Source organism: Brevibacillus sp. FSL K6-0770 (assembly GCF_038000275.1).
GTDB classification, from domain to species: domain Bacteria; phylum Bacillota; class Bacilli; order Brevibacillales; family Brevibacillaceae; genus Brevibacillus; species Brevibacillus parabrevis.
On sequence record NZ_JBBOBQ010000001.1, the window covers coordinates 4529342 to 4550960 of the forward strand.

Here is a 21619-nt window from a genome sequence, read left to right on the forward strand (position 1 = left end):
CCTCACTTGCCGCCTGACTGCCGCTCCAAATACGCCAGTCCTTTTGCTATGACACCGTAGATCGGGTCGTTTTGCGCCTTCTCGATGACCACCTGGGCAGCATACTGCTGGACACGCTCGACGACGATTGTTCGCACCCGATCGTCGTTTTGCAAGACGCCGCCCTGCATGATCATTTGAAACGGTTTTTCCTTCATATCCAGAGCGTCGATCACGGCACGAACGGCCGCAAACAGCTCTTCTCCGGCAACTTGCAAAATCCGGGTCGCTACCTGATCGCCCGCCAGTGCGGCCTGGCTGACCAGCGGAGACAGCTCCCCAACTTTTTCCACGGAATAAAAGTCGCTGTACGTCCAGTTGAACAGTTCATCGACACGCTCCAGTCCGGCATGCGGAAGCAGCAAATTTTGCAAAAGCGTCGGCTCGCCGCGACCGTCTGCCGCCCGCAGGACAGCCATGATCGCCTGCTTGCCGATCCAGTATCCGCTCCCCTCGTCACCGACCCGATGGCCCCAGCCTCCAGAACGCGCTGTTTCTTGCGCGTCGTTTACTCCGAAGGCGATGGAGCCGGTCCCGGCGATGACGAGAATGCCCGGCTTGCCGCCCGTCGCTCCGAGCAAGGCGGCAAACCCGTCGTTTTCCACGATCAAATGCTGGACGCGGATGCCAAGCTGATACAGCACCTTGCTCACCATCCGCGAGATCACCCGCCGATCATGCTCTGTATCCAGACCTGCAATCCCGATCACGGCGCATTCGATTTCCCATTCCAGCTCGCCCGCTGCCTGTTCCAGGCCAAGCTCTTTCCCTGCTCCACGGCTGACCGCATCGGCCATCGCTTGCCGAATGGCTGCGATCAATTCGCGGGCGGCCGCTTCCTCGCCGATTCCTTGATAGTTGCAAGAGCCGGAACGGCCTTGGCCGACTTCTCTTGCGGCTCGGTCCACGAGCACCGCCAAGCATTTGGTGCCCCCTCCGTCCACTGCCAGAAGAGGTATCCGCACCACTGCCATTACCCCACGCTCCATTCAGCTATCATCTGATCCAGCCTGTTCATGCCAACTGCAATGGCTTGTTGTTTCTTTGCGACCCACGCACTTTCCTGCCCGAGAACAGCCCGGCGCTCGGTGATCATCCGGTTGATTTCTTGCGGATTCGGTCCGCCTGGCAGCTTGCGGATCATGACAAAATGCACAGGATCAAGCGCCAAGCGCAGCTCTTCTTCCGTGATCGACAATTCGCGGCCGATCACTTCGACTGCGGCGCGATTGACCAGCTCCAGACTGATCTGGTTAGCCGCCAGCTCGGCGCTCATCGCTTCTTTTACGACCCGGCTTACGATGTGGTGCGATTTGCGGAACGAGAGGCGATCCGTGCGCACCAGCGTATCGGCAAGCTCTGTTACCGTAGCGAAGCTCGCTTTTGCCCGCTCCAGCAAGACGTCCTTGTTGACATCCATCGTCCCGACGACGCAAGCCATCAGGCGGTACATCTGCTCCAGCACAGCCATGCTCTTCCAAGCGTAAGGCTGCATGTCATCTTCTGTATCGACAATATCACCAAACGGCGTATTGTGCATCATCGTCAAAACAGTCGTGGCATTTCCAGCGCTGCTGGACAAAAGCGAGCGCATGTGTTCGAACGATACCGGATTGCGCTTTTGCGGCATGATCGAGCTGATCTGAACGTAGGGACTGGCGACTTTCAGGGCGCCAAATTCCTGCGTGCACCACAACAGCATATCTTGTACCGTGCGCCCCAAATCGATCGCGGCCAGTTGTACGGCAGTCGCTACCTCGCCCAAATAGTCGGCACCGCAGACGGCGTCGTATGAATTTTCCACCAGTTCGTCAAATCCGAGCAATTCGCGCATCCGCTCCCGGCTGATGCCAAAACCGGATGTAGTCAGAGCTGCTGCTCCCATCGGGGAACGGTTGCACGTCTGATACGCCTGGATGAGTCGCTTGATGTCGCGGCTCAAAAGATCAGCTGCTGCCATCATGTAATGGGCCATCGTCGTTGGCTGCGCCTGCTGGGTATGCGTATAGCCGATCATGACTGTCTCGGCGTGCTCTTGCGCAAAGAGGAGCAATTGCTCTTTCAGATAGAGGGCAGATGCGATCGTCACCAGCAATTTTTCGCGCAGCACCATGCGATAGATGGTGATTCCCATGTCATTGCGGCTGCGTGCCAAGTGCAAATTGCCTGCAACATCTGGCGCCAATTCCAGCAAACGGCTCTCTACCTGAAAGAACAAATCTTCAAACTGCCCGGTGTAAGTAGCGCGGCGCAGCTCTTCCATCTCGATCCCGCAAAGGGCGCGGGCAATCTCTTTGGCTTCGCCGTCCGTAATCAATTCCTGTTCGCGCAGCATGATCAAATGCGCTTTGTTGATTGCCATCATCGGCTTTAGCAGGTGGTGCTTCGCCTCATTAAATGCCGGCTCCAGCACAGCCTCTACGTATGTCTTTCCCGGGAAACTGGCTCCCTCCTGCGAAAATATGCGTTCCCTGTAGTCCATCCTACTCGCATCTCCTTTTTACGCCGAATCGTCAGCTACACATGTTTCAGCGATGGTTTCGTGATTGTTTGCTTCGTTTGTTTTCGTCCAGGCGTTGGCAGAGTCAAAATAACTCCCGGGACAAAGGAGGCGACCCAAACGAACAAAGATCGCCTCGCTTCGCTCCCAGGCAAAACGTGAGCCGTCGCGTCGGGCAAGCCCTGCGCCCTGTCCGGCTTTTCTACTGCTTCAAGCTGACCATGTTGACGAACATTCTGATCGCGCCAGGCACGAGCGCCGGAATTTCCCGGTACCAGACCAGCGAGCTGTACGTGTACGTTCCTTTTCCATACTTGGCGGAGAGGAATGTACCTGTGAACTCTTTTTCACCCGGATCGCCATTGGAAATCAGTGTGGTATACTCTTTGCCCCACTCTGCCGGATTGTAGGCGGAGCGGTCCTGAATCCAGTTGTTCCAGTCTTCCTCGGTAATTTTGTTCGGTGCGTTGAACAGAGGGTGATCCGGTGCGAGCATGGTCACTTTCGAATCTTCATCGGTGACGCGCCATTGGATCAGCGGCGTGCCGATTTTGATCGGATAAGGAGCCAGCTCGCTCTTCCAGTTATCCTCCGGTTTGTGGTATTGCACGACGAGATTGCCGCCGTTCTCCACGTATTTCAGCAGACGGGCATTGCTTTGGGTAAGCTCTGGCCGGAAACCGTAGGCGCGAATGCCGAGAACAATCGTGTCGTACTGGCCGAGATCGCCCGACTCGATGTCTTTTGCCGTCAGGTTGGTCACATTGACGCCAAGCTGGGTCAAATATTGATCGATGTTGTCAAAGCCGCTGGACACGTAGCCCACCTTCAAACCTTCCGGCACCTTCAGGTCAAACGCCTGGACAGCAAGACTTGCAGGCTGCACGAAATACGTTGTGCCGATGTGCGGATAGCGAATGACTTGCGCGCCATGGCGGCTTTCTTTTCCGTCACCGGACGCCACTGCCGTAATCGTGTACGGTGCAGGCTTGACGGAAGCCGACGCTTTCACCGTAAAGGCTACCGACTTCGTTTCTCCCTTGGCGGCAAAAGCAAGCGGCGCTGCTTTCGGCTCCACCGACCAGCCTTCCGGCACTTGCAAGGACACGTTTGTCTTCGCTGCACCCGGATTGTAGTTTTTCACAGTGACTTTGACAGGAATCGGTTCTTGCGACTTCAGCGTGTTCAACACCGTTGCGCTCGGAGCAAGCGACATCGAGAATGCCGGAAGCACCGCAACAGCATCTGCCGGCGTGACATGGCTGGTTGCTTTTGATCCGGCAAAACTGTAGCTGACGTCAGCCGTGATCGCCGGAGCAGCATACGGTTGGAACAGACTTGCATCAGACGGAACCGTTACTTCAAAAGTAGTCTTGACTGTCTGATTGTAGGACAGGGAAGAGAAGCTCGTCGTGGACAGGGCTTTGGCCTGCCAGCCTTTCGGAACGTTCAGCGCCAGATTCACGCCGCTCACCTTGGCTTGACCGCCGTTGTACGCGCTCACCGTGACCTTCGTCGTTTGGCCTGCGACCAGCTCGTTTGTTTCCGGTTTGACTTTTGTCACCAGAGACAGTGCCTCCGCGCTGGCTTTGTTCAACTGCGCTTGCTTCACATCCAGGCGATGGAGCAAATCGGTTTTGCTTTCTTCGGGAAGCGAAGACGATTGGACGTCTTTTTGCGCTTTCTGCACGTCAGCGAGCATCTCGTGCGCTTCCTTGGCTACAGCGGCAAAGCTCGGATAGGCGGCAACCACTTCTTCCGCATCCTTTTGCAGCTTCTTCAATTCGCTTGCTACTTTTTCGCCGCCAGACTGGCTTGCCGTTTCTTTGGCCAGGTCGTCAAAAGTGAAGGCGATGCCTTCAAAAAAGTCAGCTTCCTTGGCTTTCGTCTGGACGATCGACTGATCGAGCTTGTAGTAGCCAAAGCTCGGCCCTTCGTCATAGTGGCGGCCCATCCCTTGGCTTTTGTGCATGAAGCGGGATTCTTCTCCCAGTTGCACATACGAAGCGCCGTAAATCTCGTCATACGCTCCGACAGGAACACTGACGGAGTAATCTTTTTCCTGGGCAGGCAAATACAGCTTTTTCACCTGCCACGGGGACAGCCCTTCTTTCAACTGCTCGGGGAAAACGTTTGGATCAGCGGCATCCTTGAATGCCCGGACAGTAATGACATTAATAGCGCGATGATGGCCGTGAGTCGAAGGTTCGTTCAAAAATGCGGGAATCACTACATCCGGTCTGATTGTGCGGATTTTGCGGATCAGCCTTTCGTAGGCTATATCCTCGCCCCACTTCTGCAAAGTTTCGTCCGGACTTTTGGAAAAGCCGAAGTCGAAAATGGGGTCATCAATCTTCTGGCTGAGATTCTCCAGATGGATGTTCGTGATCTTGGAAGCCTCCTGCAATTCGCGGGTACGGATAATGCCCAGCGCGTTGCCCAGCTCGCTGCCAATCTCGTTTTGTCCTCCCTCGCCGCGATTGGCAATGACGCTGGACGTGTCTACCCCTCTGCCGAGCGACAAATAGGCGAGCATGGAACTGTGCTCGTCATCCGGATGGGCTCCGGTATTCATCGCGCTGGCAATCGTCGTGAGCGGCTTGATCGCTTTCCACAAATCGACGACTCCCCGATCGGCGTGCGCCGTTTGTGGCGCCAACGGGATGACCAGAGTCGTGGCAAGCGCGGCCGCGGCCGCAATGGTGTAAAGCTTGGCAAGTTTCCCCTTCCTCAATGAACTCTCCTCCATTCGCTTTTACGATTGATGTCTATATCAATCATGGCGCTATGTATGCGAGTGTTTCGTTGCTGCTGCCATGGATCGACCCACGTTAGATCAGAGCTTTTTCAAGTGAATGGTCTTGATCGTTACTGTTTCTGGCTGATCATGTTGACAAACAGGCGGAAGGCCCCGGGCACAAGCTGCGGAATCTCGCGGAACCAGGCGAGCGAGCTGTACGTGTACGTCCCTTTGCCATAACGGGCCGTCAGAAAAATTCCGCGAAACTCCGGCTCCCCCGGATCACTGGTGGCAATCAGCTCGGTATATTCGCTGCCCCAGCGTGAAGGGTTGTAGATCGAGCGCTCCTGCACCCAACCGTCCCAGTCTGCCTGGGTGATCGGGTTAGGCTCGGAAAACATCGGATGCTCGGGTGCGAGCATGCGCACGTCTGACTGCTCATTCGTGACGCGCCAGTCAATCAGCGACTCACCGATGAAGATCGGGTACGGCGCGAGCTGCGGCTTCCACTTGTCCTCCGGTTTGTGGTACTGAACGACGAGATTGCCGCCGTTTTCCACGTATTGCAGCAGACGCTGGTTGCACTCGATCAGCTCTCTGCGGAATCCGTATGCGCGGATGCCGAGCACGATCGTATCGTAGCGGGACAAATCGCCTGACTGGATCTCGTCTGCGTCGAGGTTGAGGCAATGCACGCCTACCGCGCGCAAATATTTGTCCAGGCTGTCAAAGCCGCTGGCGACGTAGCCGATTCGCCGATTTTCGGGAATCGCCAAATCGAATGCCTGAACGGTGAGCTTGGCAGGGCGGATGAAATACGTCCGTCCGACGTGCGGATACTCGATCACCTGCACATCCTGGCCGCTCTCGGCCACTCCATCGGCGCGGGTTACTTGCGCCTTGACCTCGTACTTCCCGTTTTCCACCTGCGGCCCTGTATGCACCGTGAAGGCAATCGTTCTCGTCTCTCCGCGAAAAGCAAACGGCACATCGATAAACGCAGGTTCCGCCGTCCAGCCTTCGGGCACAGCGAGGGACACTCTTGCTGTCGTGCTGCCCGGCCGATATTGCTTCACTGTTACTTTTACCGGGATGGGCTGCTCTGTATGCAGCGTGTTCCGCACAACGGCAGACGGCGTCAAGGTCAATGAATAAGGCGGCAGCACGGCGACGCTGTCATCCGGCACTACCCGGATGGTGCTTGCTATATCAAAGGCGAAGTACAATGCCTCGACTTCCAAAATCGGCGGCCGGTACGGGTGAAAAAAGGCAGCCGCAGCCGGGACGGACACTTCGTATACGGTGCAAACGGTCTGGTTGTAAGGAAGCCGCGGAAAAGTGGTCGGCGTAAGCGGCTTGGCTGTCCAGCCGGGCGGAACTCGCAGGCGCAGCTGCACATGTTCGACCTCGATTGCTCCGCCATTGTAGGCCGTCACCGTGACTGTCGTCGTCTGCCCGGGAACCCACTCGCCCGTCTCCGGCTTGATTTTGACCACAAGCGACAGCGCTTCGGCACTGGCGCGGTTGAGCTGCGCTTCCTTGATCCCCAGACGGAACAGCAAATCGGTCTTCGTCTCCTCGTCGAGCGAAGAGCCGGGCACCGCCAGCTGAACGGCATGCAGCAACGCCTTCATCCGGTGGACGCGGCTTGCCACCTCCGCAAAGCGCGGATACGCCGACAGCACTTCATTCGCCGCATCGTGCATCGTATCGAGGATGCGAGCCAGCTCGGATTCCCCTTTTTGGGCGACGCTTCGGGCCAGATCGGCAAACGTGAACGGCAATCCGGCAAAAAAGTCTCTCTCTTTTTCCGCCGCCGGAACGACGGACGCATCGAGACGATAGTAATTGTAGGTCGGGCCTTCATCGTAGTGGACACCCATCCCTTGGGTCTTGTGCATGAATCTCGATCGCTCGCCAAGCTGGACATAGGAGGAGCCGTAGTTTTGATCGTACTCCCCGACAGGAACAGCCACATGATAGTCTTCGTTGTCCATGACGGGCACATACAGCTTTTTCATCTGCCAGGGCAACAAGCCCTCCTGAATGTGAGCAGGAAACGTCTCAGGGTCTGCCGCACCGTGAAAAGCTCGCTGTGTCAGCAACGTAATCGCCCGATGGTGTCCGTGCGTAGTCGGCTCATTTTCAAAGCAGGCGATGACGACATCCGGGCGAAGCTCCCTGATTTTGCGGACAAGTCGCTCGTAGACGACTTCCTCGCCCCATTTGCGAAATGTTTCCTCCGCGCATTTGGAGAAGCCGAAGTCGTTGATCGGATCGTCCAGCTCTTCACTCAGGATGCCAAGCGTCACATTGCCGAGCGCAGACGCCTCTTCCAGCTCCCGCGTGCGAATGATGCCGAGCGCAATCCCTTGCTCGCAGCCGATTTCATTTTGGCCGCCCTCTCCCCTTGTCGCGATTACGCTGGACGTGTAAACGCCCCGTCCCATCGCCAGGTAGGCGAGCATCGCGCTATGTTCATCGTCGGGATGCGCTCCCGTATTCATCGCGCTGGCGATCGTCGCCAGTGGCTTGATCGCTTTCCACAAATCCAACAGCCCGTGTTCCCCCTGCATCGTCCGCGCAGAGGCGGGGATAGGTGGGCAGGGCAGCCTGGTCGGCTGCACCACCGAAGCACTTTTGTCTATCGATTCACTGCTTTCCACGTGAAGCTCCTCCTTTTGCCAATTCCCGTATGCTGCCGCAGGGCTTGCGCAAAAGCCGTTTTCCGAAGCGATCTAACCGATTGGTCGTCTGCTAGATGGCCGTTCCGGCTTTGTCCTTGGTCAGTTTGCTAGAGATGAACAACACGAGGATGATGACCACGATTTGCAAGACGCCATAGGCGCAAGCAGTTCCAAATTCAAAGCTGTACATGCGCTGGAATACCGCGACAGACAGCGGAGTCGTTCGCGGGGTAAAAATCAGGATGGAAGCGACGAACTCCCCGATACACTGTACAAACGCCAGCAACGTTCCGGCGAGAATCCCGCCAAGCGCCATCGGGAACACCACTCTCCTGAAGCTGTACCACCACGATGCGCCCAGATTGCGCGCGGCTTCCTCCACAGACGGGTCCATTTGCAGCAAGGTTGCCGATGTGGAACGGAAGACGAGCGGAAGGTGGCGCACAAAATACGCGAGCGGGATAATCCAGAATGTTCCGATCAGCACTTGCCCGAAGCTGAACGCCGTCGGCTCGCTGAACGCGGCAATCAGGTTAACCGCCACAACCGTACCAGGCAATGCCCAAGGCAGCATGATCAGCACGTCCAGAAGCGTTTTCCCGCGGAATTTGAGACGCACCATCGCATAGGCCGCCGCTACCCCGAACAGGACAATTCCGACAGAAGCAATCGCCGACAACTGCAAACTGTTCAAAATCGGACGCCATGTTTTGCTGTCCGTAAATAAGTCCATGTAATGATCCAAAGTGTATTGCGGAGGCAATATTTGCACCGTCCAGGTCCCATCCACCGAAAACGAGATGAGCACCAGCACGAGAATAGGCAGCATTAGAATGACCGTGCCGATAAACGACAGCACAATCGTTGTGTAACGGCCTGCTTTGCTCTTGATTTCCGTCCGGTGTACGCTCACGCCTTTGCTCAAGTTCTGATAATTGCGGGCGCCTTGATACCAGCGCATGATCAACAGAAACGCGATCGATACAATGGACAAAATCGTCGACTGCGCCGCCGCCATGTCGAGATCGCCATTCGTGCGGGACAAGTAAATTTGCATCGTCATCGTCCGGTCGATACCGAAGATGAGCGGTGCTGTGTACGACGCCATGGAAATCATGAAAACGAGCAGTGAGGAAGCGACCATCGCTGGCGTAAGCATCGGCAAAATGATGCGCCGCCAGACGGTAAAGCGGTTTGCCCCGAGGCTTGCTGCCGCTTCTTCCAAAGAAGGATCAAGCCCTTTGATCGCGGCTGTCGCCGTCATGAAAAAGTAGGTGTACATCGTAAACGTATGGACGACCACGACGCCCCAGATGCCTTTCAATGAAAACGGCACTTGGGCCAAGCCGAGCAACTCCTTGATCGCCCGCGGAAAAATTCCGCTCTCGCCGTACAGGAACGTAAACGACAGAACGCCGATCAACGGAGGCAAAGCCATCGGCACCAGAGCCAGTACAGAAAGAATTTTGCGGCCCGGAAACTCGTACCGTTCCAACAAAAAGGCCATCGCCACCCCGACGATGCCGCAGGTGATGACACTCAGTACAGAAATATAGACGCTGGTCCACAGCGCTTCCAGATTGGCCGTATGCTCCAGGCTGAAAAAGCGCGTGTAGTTTTTCCACGTAATTTGCTCATCGACGCTGATACTGGCGACGAACGTCTGGAATAACGGATAAATGACATAAGCCAACAAAATCAAAAAGAGTGGCGATACCAGCACATAGACGAAGGCGGGTGAAGCCGTGATGGACTTTCGTCTGGCCGATGTCGGCGCTTGCTGCAATTCTGCTCTCAAAAGCTTTTTCCCCCTTATCCGGCGAAATAGATGCTCTCCTTCGGTATGTGCAGTCCGATGGCGTCGCCGCGTTGCTTGATTGGACGGCCGAGGTTGATGGACATGCTGCGCAAGTTTTCCTGACCTACTTCCGTCACGTAGTTCACGCATGCGCCAGTGAACTCGGACATGACGACCTTGCCTGTGACGATATTCGTTCCTGTTCCTTCGCTCTGCTCCTGGACGGATTCAGGACGGATGGACATGGTCACCTGCTCTCCGACTACCAGCTTGGCGCGAGGCGACGCATTTTTGGCAAAACCGCTGAGCACTTGTCCCGAGGAGATGCGCACTTGCACTTCATCCCGGTCGATGCCGACCACAGTCCCTTCCCACAAATTCGTCTCCCCGATAAACGAAGCGACGAAACGATTCACAGGACGATGGTAAATCTCGTGCGGAGTACCGATCTGCTGCACTTCTCCGCCCTGCATGACCATGATTCTGTCCGACATGGACATCGCTTCAGCCTGGTCATGCGTCACGTATATCGTCGTAATCCCCAACTCCAGCTGAAGCCGTTTGATTTCAAAACGCGTCTCTTCTCTCAACTTGGCGTCCAGATTGGACAGCGGCTCATCCAACAGCAGAATCTGCGGCTCGATGACCAGCGCCCGTGCCAGCGCCACCCGTTGCTGTTGCCCACCGGAAAGCTGGTCGATGCGCCGCTCGCCATAGCCTTCCAGTCGAACCAGCTTCATGATCCGCTCCACGCGCTCTTTCGTTTCTGCCTTGTTCACAGAACGCACCTGCAAGCCGAACGCGATATTTTCAAAAACGGTCATGTGCGGGAAAAGCGCATAGTTTTGGAACACCATGCCTGTATTGCGCTTGTGGGGCGGAACGGAGGTAACCTCCTGGGAACCGAAGCGGATTTGCCCTGCTGTCGGGTAATAAAAGCCGGCAATCATCCGCAAGGTAGTCGTTTTGCCGCAACCACTCGGACCGAGAAACGTAAAAAATTCACCTGATTCGATGTGAATGTGGACGTCTTCTACCCCTTTTGCATTGCCAAACTTTTTGTGGACGTGATCAAGTGTTACGCTGCTCATCAGGTTTTGTTTCCTCCTTCATGGCCATTCCTGGCTGCTTGGCCTAAGACGTTGGCATAAGCGACTAGACGGAAAGGAACACTCCTTCCCGTCTAGTCTGTTGCGAGTTACTTCTTGCCTTTGCCCTTGATGTTTTCATCCCAGTGCTGCATCCATTCTTTCTCTTTGGCAGCCATGACAGCCCAGTCGAGTTCGAGTGGTTTCAGCTCCAGGTTTTTCATGAAGTCTGGCAATTCATCCTTGCTGATATCCGTGCGGGCCGGGAACTGGAAACGCTCCTTCGCCAATTGGGAAGCAATCTCAGGACTCATCAAAAATTCCATAAAGTTTTTCGCTGCATCGAGGTTTTTCGCGCCTTTGACGAGAGCGATACCGTCTACGAGGATCGGCGCTCCGCTCTTTGGATAGATGAAGTCGTACGGATGGTTGTTCTTTTTGCTTTGGAGCAAAACATCTTGCAGGTTCCACAAGGAAATGACGCCCTCTTGACGGTCAAGCTTCAGGTAGAGGTTGGTCGGGTCTTGCGTGTATTCTTTCGTGTTGGCATCCAGCTTTGTCAGCCATTCGTAGCCTTTTTCCGGCGTATCCGCACCTTGGCGGAAAATCATCGCGGAGTAGATCGTCCGCATCGTGCCGGATGGCAAAACGTTGCGGATGACGATTTTGTCCTTGAATTTCGGATCGAGCAGCTCATCCCAGTCTTGCGGAGCTTCTTCCGGCTTGAGCGCCTGCGAGTTGTACATGATGACCTCTGGCAAAAGCATCTCGCCGTACCAGCGATCTTCCTTGTCTTTGTACAGATCAGGAATCTTGTCGGCAAAAGTCGGCTTGTACGGCTCCAGCAATCCTTCGTCGGCCGCTGTGCTCAGAGCAGACTGTGTGCCGCCCCACCAGAAGTCAGCTTGCGGATTCGCTTTTTCCGCGCGTACGCGCTCCAAAATTTGCTGAGCGCCCATTTCGAGCGTTTCCACTTCAATATTCGGATACTTTTCCTTGAACTTTGGCAGCACGATCTCAAAGATGTTTTTATCCCGTCCGGTGTAAATAACCAGCTTTTGCGGTTCACCGGATGGAGCCGGAGTTTGCGCAGCTGGCTGCGAGCCCGTTTGGCCGCCTGCGCCGTTGTCGGCAGGCTTTGCTTCCTGTCCTCCACCTGAGCACGCGGCCACAGTCAGAGCCAAGGAGCTGGCGAATACGCCTTTCATCCATGATTTCAGCTTGTGATTGACCTTTTTCAAAACTGACTCCCCCTCTTTTTTCTCACTCTTTGTCAAGCAGTCGTGTGAACGGAAACGCTTCCAATACACTGTGGACGGCACCAATCAAACCTGCTCGCTCCCCCAGAGCAGCCTTTTCGAGACAAGGCACCTCTGGCACCCACTCGGTCAGCCAATCGTGAATTTGCTTCACCCCTTCATCATCGACGTGGACCATCTCTCCGCTCAAAATCAGGATTTCCGGGTTCAAAATGCTGATGATATTCGCCATGCCGTAAGCCCAATGCCGATACACTTCCTGCAAAAGCGCTTTCGCTTCGCTGTTTTGTTTGGCACAAAGCATGAGCTGTTCTATGACACTCGACCCTTCCTGAAGGTCAGAGAGAAATCCCTTTGCCTGCTGCGCGATTCCCGGTATGGAAAAATTCGTCTCAAACACTCCGGACGCGCCATTCGGGCGGTTATGTACCGGACCGATCATCATGAAGCCGATCTCGCCTGCTGCTTCCCGACTCCCCCGGTAAAACTGTCCATCCAGGATGATCCCCGCACCAATGCCCGTTCCCACGTACATGTAGACGACGTTGGAATGGCCAGTGCCTGCTCCGCGAACGTATTCGCCCAAAGTCATCATGTTCACATCGTTGTCGATGATGACGGGCAGCCCCAGTCGCGACTCGATGGTTTGCAATATCGGCGACCCCATCCAGCCCGTACTCGGCGAAAAGCTGACCGTACCGCTTCCCCGCTGCGTGACCCCTTGCAATCCCACTCCCATGCCAAGCAGTCGCTCGCGCGGAATCCCGCTCTCGGCAAGCAAGCGATCCAAACCTGCTGCCAAATCCTCGATGACGGTCTCCCCGTTCGCCGGCTGCGCCAGTCGCTTGCGATGACGGGCGAGAAACTCCCCCTTCATATCCGCAATCGCCATGTCCAGTATCGACCCTTCGAAGATCGCTCCAGCAATCGCATAAGCCTGGTAATTGTATTCCAAAAGAATCGGCTTGCGGCCGCCTTTGGAATCCCCCATGCCGACCTCTTGCAGCAATCCTTCCTGAATCATTTCATCGACCAAAGCGGAGACGCACGGACGGCTGAGCAGTGTCTGCTTGGAAATATCGGCGCGGGAAATCTGACCGTGTTGGATGACCTGTTGCAAAACTTCTTCCTTGTTCAGTTTCTTTACGAGTTTACTGTTGCCTGTTTTTCTGGGAGCTCGCACGCCTTTACAATCACCACCACAGCAGTTAGTTAACTTTACTAACAAAGATAACCAAATTATACCTACGCCCATTCAAATAGTCAAACAATTTACATTTGTTCCTCAGATATTTTCTGGATTTTTTACTTTATATCTCCTTTTGTATATGTAACTTCAATTTCAGTGAACAAAAAGCACAAAAAAGACACCTCTGCTCTGGAGGTGCCTGCCCTTGCCCCGTTTTCTCGGCTGCCGTCCGCAAGCAAAATCGGCTTGTCTCCCGCGCCTCAACGGGTTTGAAACGTCACGGGAAAACTCTCCACGCCAAAAACAATCGGACTCGGAATCGGAGTCAGCGCTGTTTTTGGCGATGCGATCTCGTGCAGCGAAGACAAAATCCTGTCCAAGGCAATCTGCCCTTCCAGCCGGGCGAGAGGCGCTCCCAGGCAAAAGTGAATGCCGAAGCCAAAGCTGAGATGGGCATTCGGCTTGCGGTCAGGCAAAAACAAATCCGGCTGCTCGAATTTGCTCTCGTCGCGATTGCCGGATACGACCCAGGAGACGACCTGCTGGCCCGCTGCGATCTTTTGTCCGCCGATTTCCACATCTTCCACTGCGCGGCGGCCGACCACAACGAACGGAGGATAGTAGCGCAGCGTCTCCTCGATCGTCGATTTGACCAGCTCCCTGTCTTGGCGCACTCGCTCCTGGATGTCCGGCTGCTCGGTCATGACGCGAATCGTGTTCGTGATCAGATTGGTCGTGGATTCGTTGCCTGCGACCAGCAGCAAAATACAGAAGCGCAATACTTCCTCTTCGTTCAGCCGCTCTCCGTCGATTTCGGCAGCGAGCAAGGCGGAGATGAGATCATCTTTTGGATCAGCCCGCCGCTCGGCCAATATCGCCCGAAAGTAGTGGAACAGCTCTGCTTCCGCTTTTTCCTTGTCCTTGTGCATCTGGATAAGAGCCTCGTCTGTATCGGCTTCCGCTCCTTTGACCATCGTATCGGACCAATCCTTGAACAATCTGCGGTCTTTTGGCGGAACGCCGAGCAGCTCGGCAATGACAATTACAGGCAGCGGATAAGCAAAATCGCGCACCAAATCCATTTCCCGCTTGTCCTTGACCATGTCGAGAAGCTCCGTGACGATCGAGTCAATGCGCGGGGTCAAATCGGAAATCGCTTTGGGCGTAAACGCCTTGTTCACGAGATTGCGCATCTGGGTATGCTTCGGCTGATCCATCGTTAGCACCGTTTCTTTTTTCGCATCCGCGATCCTTTTGGAGGAAAACGTCGTGTGATCCTTCAAAATTCGCTGAATGTCGTCGTAGCGAAACACATCCCACGTCTGGCGGTTTTCATCGTAGCGGACAGGAGTTTCTGCGCGCAGGCGGCGAAAAATCGGGAACGGATGAAGCCGATCCTCTTCGCGCACCAGCTCCTTCATGTAAATGCTGTTGGCATAGCGCACAGGCGCTTGATCCTTGTTCGTAACAATCAGCTCCTTGCTGTTTCTGGTTCTGCTGCAACACAAGCTCCCAGAAATTATGCCCGTTGCCAATTCAAAACATGTAAAGGCGTCCGCCACTCATCCGGCCTACTCTTCCCGCACCGAAAGCCACACGTCTTTTACCAGCTCCATGAACGTTTGAATCGCTGGTTCGTCGCGCCGCCGCTCCAGACAGACGAGCGAAGTTTCCGCCTTTTTGGAAAAACGGTACAACTCGACAAGCTCGCCCGTTCGCAGCTCCCCCTCCACCAGCGCCGTACTGAGCAAGGCGACGCCCGTCTGATTGAGCACAGAGCGCTTGATCGTCTCCTCGCTGCTGCACTTGATGACAGAGGGCGGGACGTAGCTGATCTCCAGCAGACACTCCGTAATGAAGCCATCGAGATTACACCCTTCCTGATAGGACAAAAACGGGAATTGCGTCAGCGTTTCCGTCATCGAACGGCCCTGCACCATATCCGGCGCAGCAACGAGAGCAAATTCCTCTAAATCGACGACCATGGAATAAATCCCCTGCTGCGTACTGGTTCCGGCAATAATCCCGATGTCCGCTGCGTGGGCGCGAATTTTTTTCAACGCTTCCTGACTCGTGCACGAGATGACCTGCAAGTTCACTTGGGGATGTGTCTCCACATAAGCCTTGAGCATTTGCGGCATGTACTGGGTACAGTAAAATTCGGGCGCGGCCACCACGAGCGGGCCGACAGGCAGATGCAGGTGGTTCAGCCCCTCCTCCATGCGCAACAGGACAGAAAAAAGCTGATCGGTATGCTGCTTCACCAGCTTCCCTGCCGGGGTCAAAAAGGTGCGCTTGCCGACGCGGTTCAAAAGCGGATGCCCCAGCTCCCGCTCCAGTGCCTGAATCTGCAAAGTAATCGTCGGCTGGCTGTACCCGAGCAGCTCGGCAGCCTTCGTCAAGTTCAAATGCTCCGCTACGACCTGAAACGTTTTCAAATTCCGCAGCTCCATGCCTTGCACCACTCTCCCCCGCTTCTTCGTCTATACGGAAAAGTGTAGCCGAGAGTGGACGTGAAGTTCAACCTGCACAGTGCACCACTATGAATAACGGGATACGCTCCCCGCCAGCTTGGCGGCGTCCCCATTGCTGCCGCTTGCAATCGTCAGCACCTTTTTTCCAGGCAAGCAATCCGCTTATCGCCTAGCTTCTCTCCCGCAAAAACTTCGAGACTTGCGCCAAACCCGCCTGGAGCACCTCTGTGTCGCAAGCGTACCCGATCCGCACCCAGCCTTCCATGTCAAAGCAGCTTCCCGGCGTCAAAAACGCGCCTGTCGCACGGAACAGCTCGATGCAAAACGCTTCCGACGGCATATCCAGCTCGTATTTGAGCATGGCGGTCGTTCCCGCTTTTGGCTTGACGTAAGAGATGAGCGGTTCCGCCGCCACCCACTCGTCCAAAATTTGCAGGTTGTCCCGCACGATTTTCAGATTGCGCTCCATGATCTTGTCCCTGTTTTTCAGCGCATGAACCGCCAGCATGTCGTCGAGCATCCCGCAGCTGATCGTCGTGTAATCGCGGTGCGAGAAGCAGTTTTTGATGACGTCGAGGGGCGCGGCGATCCAGCCCAGGCGCAAGCCGGCCAGCGAAAATACTTTTGACATGCTGCTCGTCGCAATCCCTTTTTCATACAAATCTACGATAGACGGAACCTCGATCTCCGGGTCCTGATGCAAATGGCGATACACCTCGTCACACAACACGTAAGCGTCGACCGAACGGGCAATCTCCACAATTTCGCGCAACGTCACCTCATCCATCAGCGCACCGGACGGGTTGTTCGGATTGTTGATGCAAATCAGCTTGGTCTTGTCTGTGACAAGCGTGCGCAGTTCATCCAGGTCAGGCAAAAACTGCTTCTCCGGCACCAGTCGCAGCAGCTTCACCTCAGCGCCGAACGACGCAGGCACTTCGTAAATCTGCTGATAAGTCGGGTGGACAGAGACGACTTCATCGCCAGGGCCGACCAGCGAAAACAGCGCAAGAAAATTGGCTCCGATCGCTCCGTTCATCACCAAAATATTGTCCGGCGTCAGCGTCTTGTACATGCCCGCGACGAGACTGCGGAACTCAGGCGAGCCTTCGATGTGGCCGTACGTCAGCTTCTTTTGCGCCATCTCGGCAAAAAAATCGGCCGGCTCTGCCGACAGGCGAATCAGCTCTTCCACGGTCAGGGAGTCCACACACGTTTCCGCGATGTTGTAGACCGCTTCCAGCTCGTAGGCATTCATCCATTCTTCTACTTTAAACGGGGCAATTCTCATCTTTGACCTCTCCTTCGGTTGTTCCGTGCATTTCCGTGTGTATGGATCGCAAGCTGCTACTACAGATCGACGACAGCTCCTGCGCCGCTCGCTTGCGCCTTTTGCAAAATGTGGTGCGCTGTCAGCAAATCTTGCAGCGCAATGCCTGTGCTGTCAAAAATCGTAATTTCCTCCGCCGAGCGGCGTCCCGCTGCCTGTCCGAGAATGACGCTGCCGATTTCCGCGACAATGTCCGCCTGCGAAATCAGCCCTTTTTTCAGCGGAATCTCGGTTTCTCCCACGCTCACAGCCTGCCCGATGTCATCCACGAAGACCCGTCCCATGGCGAAAAGTCGCTCATCGATTTCCTGCTTGCCCGCCATGTCGGCTCCGATGCACGTAATGTGCGTCCCTGGCTTGACCCATTTGCTCTGAATCAGCGGCGTCCGGGAAGGGGTTGCCGTGATGATCACGTCCGCTTCTCCGACCGTCTTTTCCAGGCTTTCGACCGCGATAAACTCAACCTCGCATTTACGTGCGTAGCGCTCGTAGTCTTCTCCTTCGTATTTCGCTACGAACGCCGTGAGCAGTCTGTCTTTGATCGCTGCCGCGAACTTTTGCGCCTTTTCGTAGGAGCGCGGATGGCTGATGTACACTCGCTTGATGTTGTCCATCGCCATCAGTGTCGCGATGATTTGAAAAGGCGCCTGGTGACCCGTCCCGATCATCAGCAGATTTTCCGCTTCCGGTCGAGCCAAATACTTGGCCCCGATCCCGCCAGCAGCCCCCGTTCGCATGCATGTAATATGCTCGCCGCTCAACAGCCCCAGCGGAACGCCTGTCCGGCTGTCCAGCACCATCACGGTTCCGATCAGCTGCGGCAATCCTTTTTGCTCGTTCTCGCCAAACCAGGAGACGAGCTTGAGTCCGAATATATCCGCTCCGGGCAAATGGCCCGACTTGATATCCATATCCGCTTTGCCTGCCGCAAATTCATGAAAAATCAGCGGAAACAGCGTCGCTTGCTGACTCGATTTCATCTGGTAGGCTTGCTCCACCACTTCGATGACACTCGCCATGTCCAGCAGCTGTTCCGTTGTTGGTTGATTGATGACCCGAAATGGAAACATGTCTTGTGCTCCTCCTCTCGATTTCCTCCACACTAACACAGTTTTTTCGGGCAAAAAAATTGAAAGTTCCAATAGTAAGCATTAAAAAACAAAAACCTCCATCCGATGACGTTCGGAAATGGAGGTTGCGATTAAGCGCCGCCGATTCTTGCAGATATAGCGGTTGCTTGCTGCTTTACTTTTTCGATGAGCTGCGGCAGCCGTTCATCCGGGACGCGGAAGATCGGCGCATTGATGGAAATCGCAGCCACGAGCTGATTGCCGTAGCCAAAGATCGGGGCTGCGACTGCCATCGTCCCTTCCGTTTTTTCGCCGTAGCTGATGGCATATCCGCCTTTTTTGGCGGCCGCAAGCTGTTCCAGAAACGCTTCGTGCGAAGGCGCTGGCAGCTGCTCGGAAATAATTTTTTCGATCTCGGCTGCCTTGGAATGGGCCAAAATCATTTTGCTGGGGGCACCGATCGTCAGTGGAATCCGTTCCCCCAAGTTCTCGTCAATGCGAATTTTCAGCGGACTCTCGACCTTTTCAATCGGCATCGAGTCCTTGCCTGCCAGTACGTTCAGGAAAATGCTCTCTTCGACCTCGTTGGCCAGCTCCTCCATGAATGGTCGAGCCACGGAACGCAAATTCAGCTTCTCGTGCAAAATAAAGCCGATTTCCATCCACGTATAACCGGGTTTGTAATGCTTGGTGACAGGCTCCTGCTCAACCAATCCGAACTGGATCATCGATTCGAGGAAACGGTGGAGCGTGCTGATCGGCAGGCCGGTCGCTTCTGCTAACTCCGATATGGGCCAGGCGTGTTTTTCGTCTGATATCAGCACTCTGATGATTTTCATCGTCCGTTCGATTGATTGAACCATAGTTCCTTCGTCCTCCATAAACGTGCCTTATGCTGCGACACTCGTATCCTTGGCCTGCTTTCGCGGTGTTTTTCCCTTGGCAAGCCTCGTCTCCAGTCTGTTGACAAAATAGGTGAACAGCATAATCAGCACGAGATAGTACAAGCCGACGACCATGTATGTCTCCAGCTGTTTGTAGTTGGAAGCCGCCTCACCGAGACCAGTTCCCCACAAATCTTGCATCCCTACGTACGCTACCAGCGACGAGTCCTTCAACCCGATGATGAACTGGTTGCCGAGAGACGGGATCGCCCGGCGAAACGCCTGCGGCAAAATGATGCGGCGCATGGCCAGCGGGTACGACATCCCGAGCGAGCGGGACGCTTCCATCTGCCCGCGATCAATCGATTGGATCGAGCCGCGGAAAATCTCGGCAATATAAGCTCCGTTATGAACGGCGAGCGCGATTGCCCCTGCCCAAAACTGGGAAAGCGTCACCATGTTCGCCAACCCGAAGTACAAAATACAAATTTGCACGATCAAAGGCGTACCGCGAATGACGGTAATGTACAAGTGCGCGAAATAGTTAAGCGGCTTGGAATTGGAAATGCGGAAAAACGCAATGATCAGTCCGACGATGCAACCGAGCAAGAGAGCGACTGCCGTGAGCTGAACGGTCAACCAGGTCGCTTTCAGGAAAAGGGGATAGCTGTTCAGAAAAATATCGATGATCATAGGAAATCCTCCTCACATGAAGCGGAAAAAGGGGGGCGTCCAAACCGGACACCCCGTTGCCCACTTTATTGTTTTTGCAGGATATTGCGGCCAAACCATTTTTGGCTGATTTTTTCGTAGGTGCCGTCTTTGATGATTTCATCCAGCGCTTTGTTGATTCGGTCTACCGATTCCTGATCGCCCAGTCGCACAGCAATTGCCTGTTCGTCGAAGCTGAGTGGCTCACCCACGTCGATGACTTTTCCGCCACCCTCTTTAATAAAGCGCAAGCCTACTACCTGGTCGGTAATGACCGCGTCCAGACGTCCTGTCGGCAAGTCGAGCAGCGCCGTGATATCGCTGTCGTATTGGGTGATTTTATCTTCATCTGTCAGTTTTTTCGCCCAGTCCAAGTAGTTGGAAGCTTTGACGACCCCGATCTTTTTGCCTTTCAGATCGTCCTTGCCCTTGATTGTCGTGTTGCCTTCCTGCACGAAAATCTGCGAGCCGGAGCGATAGTACGGATTCGTGAAGGAAACCGCTTTTTGACGCTCGGGAGTCACCGTCAAGCTGCCGATGATCGAGTCGTATTTTTTCGCATCCAGACCAGGAATGATCGTCTCAAACGGGTTCGTGATCGGAACGGCGTTCATCCCCATTTTTTCCGCCAGCGCTTGTCCGATTTCTACGTCAAAGCCTGTCAGCTGCCCGTTTTCTTTAAAGCTGAACGGCTTGTACACTCCGCTCATCGCGTAAGTAAAATCTTTTTTGCCTTCGCCGCCCGCTGCTTGTCCGCCTCCTGCCGGCGCGCTGCTCTCTTGAGAGCCACATGCCGAGAGCAGAAGCGAGCCCAACAGAACGGTAGACAACAAAACTCCGGACCATTTTGCACGTTTTTTCATCTGAAATTCCCCCTGTTTTCTCTGTTTTTAACGAATGCTGCGCAAAAACTGCTTGGTTCTTTCGTGTTGCGGATTTTCAAAGAACGCACTAGGCGGCCCTTGCTCCAGGATTTGACCATCGTGCATGAACACGGCGCGATCTGCGACTTCGCGGGCAAAGCCCATTTCATGGGTGACGACGATCATGGTCATGCCTTCTTTTGCCAGTTGCTTCATTACCTGCAACACTTCGCCGACCAGCTCAGGGTCAAGTGCGGAGGTAGGTTCATCGAAAAGCATGATTTTCGGCTTCATCGCAAGCGCTCGCGCAATCGCCACGCGCTGCTTCTGTCCACCCGAGAGCATGTCCGGGTACACATCCGCCTTATCCTGCATGTTTACTTTTTTCAACAGTTCGTTGGCCAGCTCTTTCGCCTCGGCGACTTTCATTCCCTTGACGTGCACCGGAGCCTCGATCACATTTTCCAGTACCGTCTTGTGCGGGAACAGATTGAAGTGCTGGAATACCATCCCAACCTCTGCCCGAAAATGGTTCAGATTGGTCTTGTGCGGGTCAACCTTCTCCCCGCTGATCCAAATCTCGCCAGCTTCATGAAATTCCAAAAAATTCAAACATCGAAGCAAAGTGCTTTTGCCTGAACCGCTGGCACCGAGCAAGACGACGACTTCTTTCTCCTCTACCGAGAGAGTGACACCTTTCAGCACGGTGAGTGATCCGAAAGACTTGACTAGCTGCTTAACCTCAATCATCCTGCTATCCCCCTATCTATCTGTTGCCGGATGGATGGCCCTTTTCACTTTTTCCGAATATCGGAAATGATTTCTGATTTAAATTATAATTGTATATTTTCAGACATTCAAGAAAAATAAAATTTACTGAATAAATATGCATGCCTGAAAGGGCAGAAGCTGGCAGTGCCAAGCTTTCACGCCTTTTTCAGCAAAAAGTCGGGATGTTGTTTGGGACACAAAAAGCGCCTTCTTCCG

16 protein-coding genes are annotated in these 21619 nt (G+C 54.6%); all 16 read right to left on the minus strand.

The window, feature by feature from the left end; translation table 11 throughout:
• Window positions 1–2 precede the first annotated feature (2 nt).
• Window positions 3–1013, minus strand: a complete 1011-nt coding sequence (locus NST23_RS21465) for an N-acetylglucosamine kinase (RefSeq protein ID WP_122965961.1) — start codon at window positions 1011–1013, stop codon at window positions 3–5.
• The gene (gene argH, locus NST23_RS21470; RefSeq protein WP_122965962.1) at window positions 1013–2521 is read right to left on the minus strand and encodes an argininosuccinate lyase; all 1509 of its coding nucleotides are present in this window, start codon (window positions 2519–2521) and stop codon (window positions 1013–1015) included. The genes NST23_RS21465 and argH overlap by 1 nt, the downstream gene beginning before the upstream one ends.
• 220 nt (window positions 2522–2741) lie before the next feature.
• On the minus strand, window positions 2742–5273 hold the full coding sequence (locus NST23_RS21475) for an NEW3 domain-containing protein (protein WP_340964550.1): 2532 nt from the start codon (window positions 5271–5273) through the stop codon (window positions 2742–2744).
• A 134-nt stretch (window positions 5274–5407) separates the two neighbouring features.
• Window positions 5408–7945 carry an NEW3 domain-containing protein gene (locus NST23_RS21480; RefSeq protein WP_122965964.1) on the minus strand — a complete coding sequence of 846 codons (2538 nt, stop codon included), beginning with the start codon at window positions 7943–7945 and terminating at the stop codon, window positions 5408–5410.
• Between the two features lie 91 nt (window positions 7946–8036).
• Window positions 8037–9764 carry an ABC transporter permease gene (locus NST23_RS21485; RefSeq protein ID WP_063227864.1) on the minus strand — a complete coding sequence of 576 codons (1728 nt, stop codon included), beginning with the start codon at window positions 9762–9764 and terminating at the stop codon, window positions 8037–8039.
• Window positions 9765–9778: 14 nt separating this feature from the next.
• Window positions 9779–10855: an ABC transporter ATP-binding protein gene (locus tag NST23_RS21490; RefSeq protein WP_274874213.1), complete on the minus strand. Its 1077-nt coding sequence runs from the start codon at window positions 10853–10855 to the stop codon at window positions 9779–9781.
• A gap of 107 nt (window positions 10856–10962) precedes the next feature.
• A complete protein-coding gene (locus NST23_RS21495; protein ID WP_122965966.1) occupies window positions 10963–12093 on the minus strand; it encodes an extracellular solute-binding protein in 1131 nt (376 codons plus the stop codon).
• 22 nt (window positions 12094–12115) lie between these two features.
• On the minus strand, window positions 12116–13294 hold the full coding sequence (locus NST23_RS21500; protein ID WP_122965967.1) for an ROK family protein: 1179 nt from the start codon (window positions 13292–13294) through the stop codon (window positions 12116–12118).
• Window positions 13295–13560: 266 nt separating this feature from the next.
• Window positions 13561–14721: a cytochrome P450 gene (locus NST23_RS21505; protein ID WP_122965999.1), complete on the minus strand. Its 1161-nt coding sequence runs from the start codon at window positions 14719–14721 to the stop codon at window positions 13561–13563.
• A gap of 150 nt (window positions 14722–14871) precedes the next feature.
• Window positions 14872–15753: a LysR family transcriptional regulator gene (locus tag NST23_RS21510; RefSeq protein WP_122965968.1), complete on the minus strand. Its 882-nt coding sequence runs from the start codon at window positions 15751–15753 to the stop codon at window positions 14872–14874.
• A 190-nt stretch (window positions 15754–15943) separates the two neighbouring features.
• Window positions 15944–17065: an aminotransferase gene (locus NST23_RS21515; RefSeq protein ID WP_122965969.1), complete on the minus strand. Its 1122-nt coding sequence runs from the start codon at window positions 17063–17065 to the stop codon at window positions 15944–15946.
• A 59-nt stretch (window positions 17066–17124) separates the two neighbouring features.
• Window positions 17125–18174 (minus strand): ornithine cyclodeaminase family protein, encoded by a 1050-nt coding sequence (locus NST23_RS21520; protein WP_340964553.1) that lies wholly within the window; start codon window positions 18172–18174, stop codon window positions 17125–17127.
• 131 nt (window positions 18175–18305) lie between these two features.
• Complete coding sequence (locus NST23_RS21525) at window positions 18306–19037, minus strand: IclR family transcriptional regulator (RefSeq protein WP_063227860.1); 732 nt, start codon at window positions 19035–19037, stop codon at window positions 18306–18308.
• Between the two features lie 27 nt (window positions 19038–19064).
• Window positions 19065–19751: an amino acid ABC transporter permease gene (locus tag NST23_RS21530; protein ID WP_173599583.1), complete on the minus strand. Its 687-nt coding sequence runs from the start codon at window positions 19749–19751 to the stop codon at window positions 19065–19067.
• Between the two features lie 65 nt (window positions 19752–19816).
• Window positions 19817–20632 (minus strand): transporter substrate-binding domain-containing protein, encoded by an 816-nt coding sequence (locus tag NST23_RS21535; protein WP_122965972.1) that lies wholly within the window; start codon window positions 20630–20632, stop codon window positions 19817–19819.
• A gap of 27 nt (window positions 20633–20659) precedes the next feature.
• Complete coding sequence (locus NST23_RS21540) at window positions 20660–21382, minus strand: amino acid ABC transporter ATP-binding protein (RefSeq protein ID WP_063227857.1); 723 nt, start codon at window positions 21380–21382, stop codon at window positions 20660–20662.
• Between the last annotated feature and the right edge of the window lie 237 nt (window positions 21383–21619).

Excerpts from the sequence above, each read along its gene's own strand:
- NST23_RS21465 (WP_122965961.1), bottom strand. The coding sequence starts at position 1,013 with ATGGCAGTGGTGCGGATACCTCTTCTGGCAGTGGACGGAGGGGGCACC.
- argH (WP_122965962.1), bottom strand. The coding sequence starts at position 2,521 with ATGGACTACAGGGAACGCATATTTTCGCAGGAGGGAGCCAGTTTCCCG.
- NST23_RS21490 (WP_274874213.1), bottom strand. The coding sequence starts at position 10,855 with ATGAGCAGCGTAACACTTGATCACGTCCACAAAAAGTTTGGCAATGCA.
- NST23_RS21505 (WP_122965999.1), bottom strand. The coding sequence starts at position 14,721 with ATGAAGGAGCTGGTGCGCGAAGAGGATCGGCTTCATCCGTTCCCGATT.
- NST23_RS21510 (WP_122965968.1), bottom strand. The coding sequence starts at position 15,753 with ATGGAGCTGCGGAATTTGAAAACGTTTCAGGTCGTAGCGGAGCATTTG.
- NST23_RS21515 (WP_122965969.1), bottom strand. The coding sequence starts at position 17,065 with ATGAGAATTGCCCCGTTTAAAGTAGAAGAATGGATGAATGCCTACGAG.
- NST23_RS21520 (WP_340964553.1), bottom strand. The coding sequence starts at position 18,174 with ATGTTTCCATTTCGGGTCATCAATCAACCAACAACGGAACAGCTGCTG.
- NST23_RS21525 (WP_063227860.1), bottom strand. The coding sequence starts at position 19,037 with ATGGTTCAATCAATCGAACGGACGATGAAAATCATCAGAGTGCTGATA.
- NST23_RS21530 (WP_173599583.1), bottom strand. The coding sequence starts at position 19,751 with ATGATCATCGATATTTTTCTGAACAGCTATCCCCTTTTCCTGAAAGCG.
- NST23_RS21535 (WP_122965972.1), bottom strand. The coding sequence starts at position 20,632 with ATGAAAAAACGTGCAAAATGGTCCGGAGTTTTGTTGTCTACCGTTCTG.
- NST23_RS21540 (WP_063227857.1), bottom strand. The coding sequence starts at position 21,382 with ATGATTGAGGTTAAGCAGCTAGTCAAGTCTTTCGGATCACTCACCGTG.